The following is a 12315-nucleotide window of genomic DNA, read 5'->3' as shown; positions in this document are numbered from 1 at the left end:
GCCCACCCCAAGCACTCCCCTTGGAGAACACTCTTCGTGATTTCGCTCTTTTTTTTCCTGCTCAGTCCGCCTGCTTGCGCAGGAACGCCGGGACCTCGATTTCGTCCAGGCCTCCCGCGGTGAGCGCATCGACCCTGGCCGCCGCCTGGCCGCGGTTGTTGCGCCAGACGCTCGGCACCGCCATGCCCGCGTAGTCCTGCGCGGCCGTGGCGGTGCCCATCTGCATCTCGCGCGTGACGATCGCACCGGGCCCGCCCACGGCGTTGTGGATCGTCGGCACGTTCAGCGGCACGTTGTCGGTGCCGGTGCGCAGCACCTTCAGCGGCGGGGCGGCGCGGCGAGCGGGCTCGCCGGGACGCGAAAGCCCCGTCGCCACCACCGTCACGCGCACGTTGTCGCCGAGGCTGTCGTCGTAGGCGGCGCCGTAGATCACGTGCGCATCCTGCGACGCATAGGCCCGGATGGTGTTCATCGCGAGCTTCGACTCCGACAGCTTCAGCGACCCCTTGGCCGCGGTCACGAGCACCAGCACGCCCTTCGCGCCGGAAAGATCGATGCCGTCGAGTAGCGGACAGGCCACGGCCTGCTCCGCGGCGATGCGCGCGCGGTCCGGCCCCGAGGCCATCGCCGTTCCCATCATCGCCTTGCCCGGCTCGCCCATCACCGTGCGCACGTCCTCGAAGTCGACGTTGATGTGGCCGTAGTCGTTGATGATCTCCGCGATGCCGCCCACGGCGTTCTTCAGCACGTCGTTCGCGTGCGCGAAGGCTTCGTCCTGCGAGATGTCGTCGCCCAGCACGTCGAGCAGTTTCTCGTTGAGCACGACGATGAGCGAATCGACGTTGGCTTCGAGCTCGGCGAGGCCCTGGTCCGCGTTGGTCATGCGCCGGCCGCCTTCCCAGTCGAACGGCTTGGTGACGACGCCCACTGTCAGGATGCCCATTTCCTTCGCGACGCGCGCGATGACGGGCGCGGCGCCCGTGCCGGTGCCCCCGCCCATGCCCGCCGTGATGAAGAGCATGTGCGCCCCGGCGATCGCCTCGCGGATCGCGGCGTCGGCCGCGACGGCCGCTTCGCGCCCCTTGTCGGGCTTGCTGCCCGCGCCCAGGCCGCTCGAGCCGAGCTGGATATGCTTGTGCGCGGAGTTGCGCTGCAGCGCCTGCGCATCGGTGTTGGCGCAGATGAATTCCACGCCCTGCACCTTGCGCTCGATCATGTGCTGCACGGCGTTGCCGCCGCCGCCGCCCACGCCGATCACCTTGATTTGCGTGCCCTGGTGGAACTCCTCGACTTCGATCATTTCGATGCTCATTTGATGCTCCTATCTGTTGCAGTTGCCACTTGCCGTCTTGTTGGTGTGCTTGTTCGCGTGATTCGATAACGCTCAAAAGGCGGATCGGTGCACGGGCAACATCGTCGTCGCCTCCGATGGGTTCTTGTTCCGGTTCGAACCATTCAGAAATTCCCCACGATGAAGTCCTTGATGCGGCCGAACGCGGTTTTCACGGACCCGTTCTTCTGCGCCACGCGCGCACCGCGCACGCGCGCGAGCCGCGCTTCCTCGAGCAGGCCCATCACGGTCGCCGCGCGCGGCTGCGCCACCATGTCCGACAGCGCGCCCACGTAGCGCGGCACGCCGCGGCGCACCGGCTTCAGGAAGATGTCTTCGCCGAGCTCCACCATGCCGGGCATCACGGCGCTGCCGCCCGTGATCACGACGCCCGAGGAAAGCACCTCCTCGTAGCCCGAGTCGCGGATCACCTGCTGCACGAGCGAGAAGATCTCTTCCACGCGCGGCTCGATCACGCCCGCGAGCGCCTGGCGCGACAGCATGCGCGGCCCGCGGTCGCCAAGCCCCGGCACTTCGACCTGGACCTCCGGATCGGCGAGGAGCTGCTTCGCATAGCCCGACTCGACCTTGATGTCCTCCGCGTCCTTCGTCGGCGTGCGCAGCGCCATCGCGATGTCGCTCGTGATGAGGTCGCCCGCGATCGGGATCACCGCCGTGTGGCGGATCGCGCCGCCCGTGAAGATCGCGACGTCGGTCGTGCCCGCGCCCACGTCGACGCATGCCACGCCCAGCTCCTTCTCGTCGTCGGTGAGCACCGCCTGGCTCGACGCGAGCGGATTCAGCATGAGCTGCTCCACCTCGAGCCCGCAGCGCCGCACGCATTTCAGGATGTTCTCCGCCGCGCTCTGGGCGCCCGTCACGATGTGCACCTTGGCTTCCAGCCGGATGCCGCTCATGCCGATCGGCTCCTTCACGTCCTGGCCGTCGATCACGAATTCCTGCGGCTCCACGAGCAGGAGGCGCTGGTCGGTCGAGATGTTGATCGCGCGCGCGGTCTCCACGACGCGCGCGACGTCGGTGGGCGTCACCTCGCGGTCCTTCACGGCCACCATGCCGCTCGAATTGATGCCGCGGATGTGGCTGCCCGTGATGCCGGTGTAGACGCGCGTGATCTTGCAGTCGGCCATCAGCTCGGCTTCCTTCAGCGCCTGCTGAATGCTCTGCACCGTGGCGTCGATGTTCACGACCACGCCGCGCTTCAGTCCGTTGGACGGCGCGACGCCGAGCCCGGCGAGCTTCAGCTCGCCGTTCGCCATCACCTCGGCCACGACCGTCATGACCTTGGCGGTCCCGATGTCGAGGCCCACGACCAGATCCTTGTAGTCCTTTGCCATCTCCGTCCTCGTCCCTCTATTTCTTCGCCGGCGGCTCGGTCGTGCTGACGCCCCTCAGCCGCACCGCATAACCGTCCGTGTGGCGCAGGTCCGCCGAGACCAGCGCCTCGGGGCTGCGTCCGTACTTACCCGTCACCTGGGTGAGCGTCTGCGCGAACCGCTGCGTGCGCGCGACCACCTCGGCGCCGCTGCCGCGCCCGAGCTCGATCACCGCGCCCGAGTCGAGCGTCGCCGCCCAGCTGCCACGGTTGGAAAGCGTGAGCTGCTCGATCGCGAGGTCCAGCGGTTCGAACACCGGTTGCAGCGCGCGATACATCGCAAGCACCTGCGCCGATTCGCCTTCGGGGCCCGCCAGGCGCGGCAGGTTGTCCTGCTCCACGTCGCCGACATTGGCTTCGAACACCTCGCCGTAGGTGTTCACCAGCCGCGAATCGCCCTCGGCGCCCTCGGCGCCCCAGAGCGCCGCCGCTTCGTGCTCCTGCAGGCGCACGCGCAGGCGGTTCGGAAACTGGCGGCGCACGACCGCGTGGCGCACCCACGGCACCGCCTCGAATGCCGCGCGCGCCCGCTGCAAGTCGAGCGTGAAGAAGTTGCCCGAGAGCTTCGGCGCCACGTTGGCGCGAAGCATCGCGACGCTGTTGTGCGACGTATCGCCTTCCACCGCGATCGCCGCGATCGCGAACATCTGATGGCGCAGCGCCCACCAGCCCGCCGCCGCAGCGAGCAGCAGCGCGAACGCCGCGAACAGCACCGAAGCGGTGATGTTCATCAGCTTCACGTCGAGCGGCGTGGGCAGGCCCGCGGTCATCTGCGTTTCGCCTCCCCGGCTTCATGGTCCAGCGCCGCCATCGCGAGCAGCTGCAGGCAGAGGTCTTCGTAGGAGATGCCCGCCGCGCGCGCCGACATCGGCACGAGCGAATGGCCCGTCATGCCCGGTGACGTGTTGATCTCCAGCAGCGAGGGCTTGCGCGTCGCCGCATCGATCATCACGTCGGCGCGGCCCCAGCCGCGGCAGCCGAGCACGCGATACGCCTTCAGCACGATGTCCTGGATCGCCTCCTCCTCCCCCGCGGGCAGGCCGCACGGCACGAGGTACTTGGTGTCGTCGGTGAAGTACTTGTTCTGGTAGTCGTAGTTGCCCTCGGGCGCCACGATGCGGATCACGGGCAGCGCGCGCGCCGCGTCGCCCGTTCCGAGCACGGGGCACGTCACTTCGTCGCCCGAGATGAACTGCTCGCACAGGACGTCCGCATCGAGCGCCGCGGCCGCCTCCACCGCGTCCTGCATCTCCGAGTAGCCGTGCACCTTGCCCACGCCGATGGAGGAGCCTTCGCGCGCGGGCTTCACGATGAGCGGCAGCTCGAGCTCGTCGGGAATCGAGCGCACCTGCTCGCGCGTGAATGTGCCGCGCCTCAGCAGCACGAACTTCGGCGTCGGCAGGCCCTCCGCGATCCAGACTCGCTTGGTCATCACCTTGTCGATCGCGATCGCCGAGGCCATCACGCCCGAGCCGGTGTAGGGAATGCCGAGCAGCTCGAGCGCGCCTTGCACCGTGCCGTCTTCGCCGAAGCGGCCGTGCAGCGCGATGAAGCAGCGCCCGAAGCCCTTGCGCTTCAATTCCACGAGGTCGCGTTCGGCCGGATCGAACGCATGGGCGTCGACGCCTTTCGCTTGCAGGGCCTTCAAGACGCCGCTGCCGGACATGAGCGACACCTCGCGCTCGGCCGAACGGCCGCCCATCAGCACGGCCACCTTGCCGAAGGACTTCGGGTCGACGCTCATGCCGAGCCTCCCATCTCCACCAGCTTCGCGGGCACGCCGCCGATCGAGCCCGCGCCCATGCACATCACGACGTCGCCGTCGCGCACCGTGTCGAGCACGGCCTGCGGCATCTCGCTCACGTCGCCCACGAATCGCGGCTCGACCTTGCCCGCGATGCGCACGGCACGCGCGAGCGCACGGCCGTCGGCCGCGACGATCGGCTCCTCCCCGGCGGCATAGACCTCGGCCAGCAGCACCGCGTCGGCGAGGCCCAGCACCTTCACGAAGTCCTCGAAGCAGTCGCGCGTGCGCGTGTAGCGATGCGGCTGGAAGGCGACCACGATGCGCCGCCCGGGAAAGGCGCCCCGCGCCGCCGCGAGCGTGGCTGCGATTTCCGCGGGATGATGGCCATAGTCCTCGATCACGGTGAACCGGCCGCCGCCCTGTGAAGCAGGCACGGCGAGTTCGCCGTAGCTCTGGAAGCGCCGCCCCACGCCCTTGAATTCGGCGAGCGCCTTCAGCACCGCATCGTCGGGGACGTTCAGCTCCACGCCGACCGCGATGGCGGCCAGCGCATTGAGCACGTTGTGCATTCCCGCGAGGTTGAGCTTCACGTCCAGATCGGGCAGCGTCACGCCGTTGCGGCGCTGCACGTGGAAGTGCATCTGCGCGCCCACCGCGCGCACGCCGCTCGCGCGCACCTGGGCGTCTTCGCCGAAGCCGTAGGTCGTCACCGGGCACTGCACCTCCGCCACGATGGAGCGCACGGCTTCGTCGTCCACGCACAGGATGGCCGTGCCGTAGAAGGGCATGCGATGCAGGAAGTCGACGAACGCGCGCTTCAGGCGGCCGAAGTCGTGGCCGTAGGTTTCCATGTGATCGGCGTCGATGTTGGTGACGACGGCCATCACGGGCATCAGGTTCAGGAACGACGCATCCGATTCGTCGGCCTCCACCACGATGTAGTCGCCGCCGCCCAGCTTGGCGTTCGCGCCCGCGCTGTTCAGGCGGCCCCCGATCACGAACGTCGGATCGAGCCCGCCTTCGGCGAGCAGGCTCGCCACGAGGCTCGTCGTCGTCGTCTTGCCATGCGTCCCCGCGATCGCGATGCCCTGCTTCAGGCGCATCAGCTCCGCGAGCATCGTCGCGCGCGGCACGACCGGAATCCGGCGCTTGCGGGCGGCGAGCACCTCGGGGTTGTCCGGCTGGACGGCCGTGGAAGTCACCACGGCGTCCGCGCCGATCACCTGGCTCGCGGCGTGGCCCACGTAGGTCTGGATGCCCAGGCCGCGCAGGCGCCCGAGCGTCGCGCTGTCGCTCTGGTCCGATCCGGATATGAGATAGCCGAGGTTGCGCAGCACCTCGGCGATGCCCGACATGCCGGCACCGCCGATGCCGACGAAGTGAATGTGCTTGATCGCGTGTTTCATGAGCGCTTCACGATCTCTTCCAGTGCCACCGTGGAACCGGCCTTGCCGGGCCATCGGTGCAGGCGCTTCGGGGGTGGGTCGATTTCTCGTGTTTCATGGTCCGGCCAACTCTTCGCATGCGGCAACGATGTCCGCGGTGGCCTGCGTCTTGCGCATCTTGCTCGCGGCCTGCGCGCGCTTCAGGAGTTCCGCACGCGTCGCGTCCTGCAGGAATTGCGCGAGCTTCTCGGGTGTGAGGTCGCGCTGCTGGACGAGCCAGCCGCCGCCCGCGTCCACGAGAAACTTCGCGTTCGTCGTCTGGTGATCGTCCACCGCGAACGGGAACGGCACGAAGAGCGCCGCCGCGCCCACCGCCGCGATCTCGGTGACCGTGCTCGCGCCGGCCCGGCAGATGAGGAGGTCGGCCCGCGCATACGCGCTCGCGGTGTCTTCGATGAAGGGCGTGAGATCGGCCTGCACACCCGCGGCCACGTAGTTCGCGTGCAGTTCGTCGATCTGCTTGGCTCCGCTTTGATGCAGCACGCGCGGGCGCTCATGCTCCGGCAGGAGCGCGAGCGCCTTCGGCACGACGTCGTTCAATCCCCTCGCACCGAGGCTGCCGCCCACCACGAGCACTTCGAGCGGGCCTTCGCGTCCCGCGAAGCGCGTGGCCGGGTCGGGCTGCTTCAGGAATTCGCCGCGCAACGGATTGCCGATCCAGCGGCCCTTGCCGAGCACGCCGGGAAACGCGGTGAACACGCGATCGGCCACGCCCGCGAGCACGCGGTTGGCCATGCCCGCCACCGAGTTCTGCTCGTGCAGCACGAGCGGCTTGCCGAGCAACACGCTCATCATCCCGGCCGGGAAGGTGATGTAGCCGCCGAGCCCCACGACCACGTGCGGACGCACTCGCCGCACGACGCCGATGCTTTGCCAGAAGGCTTTGAGCAGGCGCAGCGGCAGCAGCACCAGCGTCTTCAGTCCCTTGCCGCGCACGCCCGAGAAATCGATGGTCTCCAGCGGGAAGCCGCGCGGCGGCACGAGGTCGCTTTCCATGCTGTTTCGCCCGCCCAGCCAGTGCACGCGCCAGCCCCGGCCGCGCAAGGCCTCCGCGACGGCGAGGCCGGGGAAGATGTGGCCGCCCGTGCCGCCGGCCATGACGAGCGCGCATCTCGTCATGGCCGCCCTCCGCGCATCAACGTGCGGTTTTCCGCGTCGATTCGCAACACGATCGCGATCGCGATCACGTTCATGAGCACCGCGGAGCCCCCGTAACTCATGAGCGGCAGCGTGAGCCCCTTGGTGGGCAGCGCGCCCAGGTTCACGCCCATGTTGATGAAGGCCTGAAAGCCCACCCAGATGCCGACGCCCTGCGCCACGAGCCCGGAGAACACGCGGTCGAGCGCGATCGCCTGCCGGCCGATGTGCATGATCCGCCGCGTCATCCAGAGGAAGAGCACGATCGCCGTGAGCACGCCGGCGAAGCCGAATTCCTCGCCGATCACGGCGAGCAGGAAGTCGGTGTGCGCCTCCGGCAGCCAGTGCAGCTTTTCGACGCTGCCGCCCAGCCCCACGCCGAACAGTTCGCCGCGGCCGAGCGCGATCAGCGAATGCGACAGCTGGTAGCCCTTGCCGAGCGCGTTCTTCTCGCTCCACGGATCGAGATACGCGAAGATGCGCTCGCGCCGCCAGTCCGACAGGGCGATCATCAGCACGAAGGCGATCGTCATCACCGCCGCGATCAGGAAGAACATCCGCGCGTTCACGCCCCCCAGAAAGAGGATGCCCATCGCGATCACGGCGATCACCATGAAGGCGCCCATGTCCGGCTCCGCGAGCAGCAGCGAGCCGATCACCGCGACCGCCACGGCCATCGGCAGCACGGCGCGGAAGAAGCGTTCCTTCACCTCCATCTTGCGCACCATGTAGTCGGCCGCGTAGAGCAGCACCGCCAGTTTCGCGAGCTCCGAGGGCTGGAAGTTGAGGGCGCCAAGGGCGATCCACCGCCTCGCGCCGTTCACGCCCTTGCCCACGTGCGGCACGAGGACCACGATCAGAAGCAGGAGGGACACGACGAAAAGCCACGGCGCCCATCTCTCCCACACCGACATCGGCACCTGGAATGCGAGCAGCCCCGCGGCGAAGGCGAGCGCGAGGAAGAGCGCGTGGCGCGTGAGGAAGAAGTCGTGCGCGTAGCGCGAGAACTTCGGGTTGTCCGGCATCGCGATCGAGGCCGAATACACCATCACGAGGCCCCAGGCGAGCAACGCGACGGTGACCCAGAGCAGCGCCTGGTCGAACCCGGCCATGTGTGCCGCGCGCAGGCGGCCATCGGCCTGCGCACGGCGCGGTGTCCAGGGGCGAAGAACGGCGTGGAGGTTCACCGGCAGTCCCCTTCGATCACCACGCCGGCGTCGTTCGCCACCGAATGCACGACCTCGCAGAAGACGGCCGCCCGGTGCTTGTAGTCGCGATACATGTCGAAGCTCGCGCACGCGGGCGACATCAGCACCGCGTCTCCCGCATGCGCACGCTGCGTGGCGAGGCGAACCGCGTCTTCCATCGAACCGGCTTCGAGCAGCGGCACGCCGGTATCTTCGAGCACCGACCGGATGCTCGGAGCGTCGCGGCCGATCAGCACGGCCGCGCGCGCGTATTGCGCAACGGGCGTCGCGAGCGGCGCGAAGTCCTGGCCCTTGCCGTCGCCGCCCAGGATCACGACGAGTTTGCGTTCCGCGCCGAGGCCGTGCAATGCCGCGACCGTCGCGCCCACGTTCGTGCCCTTGCTGTCGTCGAAATACTCGATCCCGTTCACGATGCCCACGGGTTCGACGCGATGCGGCTCGCCGCGGTATTCGCGCAGGCCGTAGAGCATCGGCGCGAGCGGCGAGCCTGCCGCGGTCGCGAGCGCGAGCGCCGCGAGCGCGTTGATCGCGTTGTGACGGCCGCGGATGCGCAAGGCATCGGCGGGCATGAGGCGCTGGATGTGGATTTCTTCTTCCTCGTCCTTGCGCCTTTTTTGCGTCTCGTCGGCTTCGTGCGCGCGCACGAGCCACGCCATGCCGTGCACGACCTCCAGGCCGAAGTCGCCGGGGCGCCGGGGCATGTCGCCGCCGAAGGTGACGTGCGCTCGCTCTTCGAACTTGCCGCCCTTCACGCGCACGGGCTGCGGCAGCATGCTCATCACGAGCGGATCCTCGCGATTGAGCACCATGAGCGCCTCCTTGCCGAAGATGCGCGCCTTCGCCGCGGCATACGCTTGCATCGTGCCGTGCCAGTCCAGGTGGTCCTGGGTGACATTCAGCACCGTCGCCGCCGTGGGCTCGAAGTTGTCGGCGCCTTCGAGCTGGAAGCTGGAGAGTTCGATCACCCACACCTGCGGCAGCGCTGCCGCTTCCAGCTTCGCGCCGAGCGTCTCGACCAGCGTCGGGCCGATGTTGCCCGCGACCGCGACCGTGCGTCCGGCGCGTTCGACAAGTTGACCCGTCAGCGACGTCACCGTCGTCTTGCCGTTCGTACCCGTGATCGCGAGCACCCGCGGCGCATAGCCGTCGGAGGCCTTCAGCGCGACCAGCGCATCGGCGAAGAGCCCGAGCTCGCTCATCACGCGGATACCGCGCGCGCGCGCCGCCTCGGTCACCGGCGCGGTCTGGGCGGGTGCGAGGCCCGGGCTGCGAAGGACGAGCGTCACGTCCTCTTCGAGCAGCGAAGGCGCGAATGTGCCGGGCACGAAGCGGGCCTGCGGCACCTGCTCGCGCAGGGCCGCGAGCCCGGGCGGCGCCTCGCGCGTGTCGGCGACGGTGACGCGCGCGCCCCGCCCCGCGCACCAGCGCGCCATCGCGAGGCCGGATGCGCCGCAGCCGAGGACGAGGATGTGGCCTGCTTCCATCGCGCTCATCTGAGCTTCAGCGAAGACAGGCCGACCAGGCACAGCAGCATCGTGATGATCCAGAAGCGGACCACGACCTGAGTCTCCTTCCAGCCGGTTTTCTCGAAGTGATGGTGCAGCGGCGCCATCTTCAGGATGCGCCGGCCCTCGCCGTAGCGCCGCTTCGTGTATTTGAAGTACACGACCTGCGCCATGACCGAAATCGCCTCGACCACGAAGATGCCGCCCATGATCGCGAGCACGATCTCCTGCCGCACGATGACCGCGATCGTGCCGAGCGACGCGCCGAGCGCGAGCGCGCCGACGTCGCCCATGAAGACCTGCGCCGGATGCGTGTTGAACCAGAGGAAGGCAAGCCCCGCGCCCGAGATCGCGGCGCAGAACACGAGCAGCTCGCCGGAGCCGGGGATGTGCGGGATCAGCAGGTATTTCGAATACACCGCGTTGCCCGTCACGTAGGCGAACACGCCGAGCGCCGAGCCCACCATCACCACCGGCATGATCGCGAGGCCGTCGAGCCCGTCGGTGAGGTTCACCGCGTTGCTGGAACCCACGATCACGAGATAGGTGAGGATCACGAAGCCGAACACGCCGAGTGGATAGCTCACCTCCTTCACGAAGGGCAGGAGCAGCCCCGCTTTGGGCGGCAGGTTCACGTCGAACCCCGAGGCCACCCACTTGAAGAAGAGCTCCAGCACGCGCCAGTTCGACACTTCGGAGATGCTGAACACGAGATAGAGCGCGGCGAGCAGTCCGATCAGGGACTGCCAGAAGTACTTCTCGCGCGAACGCATGCCCTCCGGGTCCTTGTGCACGACCTTGCGCCAGTCGTCGACCCAGCCGATCGCGCCGAAGCCGAGCGTGACCGCGAGCACGATCCACACGAACCGGTTGGTCCAGTCGAACCAGAGCAGCGTGCTCACCGTGATGCAGATGAGGATCAGCACGCCGCCCATCGTGGGCGTGCCGCTCTTGCTCAGGTGCGTCTGCATCGCGTAGCCGCGGATCGGCTGGCCGATCTTCAGCTCCGCCAGGCGCCGGATCACGAACGGACCGGCCACGAGGCCGATCAGGAGCGCCGTCATCGCGGCCATCACCGCGCGGAACGTGATGTACTGGAAGACGCGCAGCCAGCCGAACTCGGGACCGAGCGACTGCAGCCACGAGGCGAGGAAGATCAGCACGCGCTGTCTCCTTGCGGATGTTGCCGTTCCTGCCGGCCCAGCGCGAGGATCGCCTCGGTCACGCGTTCCATCTTCATGAATCGCGACCCCTTCACGAGCACGCTCGCGACGTGGGGCAATTGCTCGAGCACCGCCGCCTTCAGCGACTCGACGTTGCCGAAATGGCGCCCCGCCATCGCCACCGATTGATCTCCCAGCGTGAAGAGAAGCGCGATGCCGCGCTCGCGCGCATACGCACCCACCTCGGCATGGAACCGCGGCCCGTTCTCGCCCACCTCGCCCATGTCGCCCAGCACGAGCAGCTGGGGCGCGGGCAGTTCCGCAAGCACGTCGACGGCCGCCCGCGCGGAATCGGGATTGGCGTTGTAGGTGTCGTCCACCAGCGTGATCGTGCGGCCCGCAAGCGTCAGGGCCACGGCACGCGAGCGGCCCTTCACCGGCTCGAACGCTTCGAGCCCGCGCACGATCGCCTCCAGCGGCGCGCCCGCGGCGAGCGCGCAGGCGGCCGCGGCAAGCGAGTTGCGCACGTTGTGGCGGCCGGCGATATGGAGACGGTAGGCCACCGGCCCGGCAGGCGTCTGCGCCCTCACGCGCCAGTGTCCGTCGTCGTGCCATTCAGTCCCGGCCAGACGGATGTCGGCCTGCGCGCTGGTCGCATCGCCGAAAGTCGTGCAGGCGCGCTCGCCCGCGAGCCGCGTCCACAAGGGCGTGAACTCGTCGCCCGCGGGGAACACCGCCGTGCCCGAACGCGCGAGCGCGCAGAACACGCTGCCGTTCTCGCGCGCCACGGCTTCCACCGTGGCCATGAATTCCTGGTGCTCGCGCTGCGCGTTGTTCACGAGAGCGACGGTGGGCTTCGTGATGCCCGCGAGGTAGCCGATCTCGCCCGAATGATTCATGCCGAGCTCGAACACGGCGGCCTTGTGCCGCTCGCCAAGGCGCAGCAGCATGAGCGGCAGACCGATGTCGTTGTTGAGGTTGCCCTGCGTCGCGAGCGCGGCGTCGCCGTGCCACGCGCGCAGGATCGCCGCGATCATCTGCGTCACGGTCGTCTTGCCGTTGCTGCCGGTCACGGCGATGACGGGCAGATCGAACCGGCAGCGCCACGATTTCGCAAGCCGCCCGAGCGCAAGAAGCGTGTCGTCGACCTCGATGCCGCTGAAGCCCGCCGGGATGCGGCCGCGATGCGCGAGCGCCGCCAGGGCGCCCTTGGCCTGCGCTTCGGCGATGAAATCGTTCGCGTCGAAGCGTTCTCCCTTGAGCGCCACGAAGAGATCGCCGGGCTCGAGGGTGCGCGTGTCGGAGTGGACGCGCGCAGGCTGGAGCGAAGCGTCGCCCACGACTTTTCCTCCCAGCCACTGCGCGGCTTCCCGAAGCGTGAACATCG

The 12315-nt window shown here is 68.6% G+C and carries 10 protein-coding genes; all 10 read right to left on the bottom strand.

The genetic code is table 11. The features are described from left to right. Positions 1–61 precede the first annotated feature (61 nt). The 10 genes from ftsZ to VHA82_RS16450 all read right to left on the bottom strand — a co-directional run bounded on the left by ftsZ (position 62) and on the right by VHA82_RS16450 (position 12313). On the bottom strand, positions 62–1312 hold the full coding sequence (gene ftsZ, locus VHA82_RS16495; RefSeq protein ID WP_325545654.1) for a cell division protein FtsZ: 1251 nt from the start codon (positions 1310–1312) through the stop codon (positions 62–64). A 143-nt stretch (positions 1313–1455) separates the two neighbouring features. Then, the gene (gene ftsA / locus VHA82_RS16490) at positions 1456–2685 is read right to left on the bottom strand and encodes a cell division protein FtsA (protein ID WP_325545652.1); all 1230 of its coding nucleotides are present in this window, start codon (positions 2683–2685) and stop codon (positions 1456–1458) included. 16 nt (positions 2686–2701) lie between these two features. Then, complete coding sequence (locus VHA82_RS16485) at positions 2702–3493, bottom strand: cell division protein FtsQ/DivIB (RefSeq protein ID WP_325545650.1); 792 nt, start codon at positions 3491–3493, stop codon at positions 2702–2704. Continuing rightward, positions 3490–4467, bottom strand: coding sequence for a D-alanine--D-alanine ligase (locus tag VHA82_RS16480; protein WP_325545648.1), 978 nt, complete (start codon positions 4465–4467; stop codon positions 3490–3492). The genes VHA82_RS16485 and VHA82_RS16480 overlap by 4 nt, the downstream gene beginning before the upstream one ends. Next, on the bottom strand, positions 4464–5876 hold the full coding sequence (gene murC / locus VHA82_RS16475; protein WP_325545646.1) for a UDP-N-acetylmuramate--L-alanine ligase: 1413 nt from the start codon (positions 5874–5876) through the stop codon (positions 4464–4466). The genes VHA82_RS16480 and murC overlap by 4 nt, the downstream gene beginning before the upstream one ends. Positions 5877–5969: 93 nt before the next feature. Further along, the gene (murG, locus tag VHA82_RS16470) at positions 5970–7034 is read right to left on the bottom strand and encodes an undecaprenyldiphospho-muramoylpentapeptide beta-N-acetylglucosaminyltransferase (protein ID WP_325545644.1); all 1065 of its coding nucleotides are present in this window, start codon (positions 7032–7034) and stop codon (positions 5970–5972) included. Continuing rightward, complete coding sequence (gene ftsW / locus VHA82_RS16465) at positions 7031–8350, bottom strand: putative lipid II flippase FtsW (RefSeq protein WP_414708665.1); 1320 nt, start codon at positions 8348–8350, stop codon at positions 7031–7033. The genes murG and ftsW overlap by 4 nt, the downstream gene beginning before the upstream one ends. Then, entirely contained in the window at positions 8236–9753 is a 1518-nt protein-coding gene (murD, locus tag VHA82_RS16460) for a UDP-N-acetylmuramoyl-L-alanine--D-glutamate ligase (RefSeq protein ID WP_325545640.1), read from the bottom strand. The genes ftsW and murD overlap by 115 nt, the downstream gene beginning before the upstream one ends. Further along, positions 9750–10928, bottom strand: coding sequence for a phospho-N-acetylmuramoyl-pentapeptide-transferase (gene mraY / locus VHA82_RS16455; protein WP_325545638.1), 1179 nt, complete (start codon positions 10926–10928; stop codon positions 9750–9752). Before mraY ends, murD begins: the two co-directional genes overlap by 4 nt. Then, positions 10922–12313 carry a UDP-N-acetylmuramoyl-tripeptide--D-alanyl-D-alanine ligase gene (locus tag VHA82_RS16450; RefSeq protein ID WP_325545884.1) on the bottom strand — a complete coding sequence of 464 codons (1392 nt, stop codon included), beginning with the start codon at positions 12311–12313 and terminating at the stop codon, positions 10922–10924. The genes mraY and VHA82_RS16450 overlap by 7 nt, the downstream gene beginning before the upstream one ends. Positions 12314–12315: the final 2 nt, after the last annotated feature.

The organism is Ramlibacter sp., assembly GCF_035548915.1.
In the GTDB taxonomy this organism is placed as follows: Bacteria; Pseudomonadota; Gammaproteobacteria; order Burkholderiales; family Burkholderiaceae_C; genus Ramlibacter.
The sequence above is the reverse complement of the archived record's forward strand: the minus strand, read 5'-3'. Positions and strand labels throughout refer to the sequence as shown.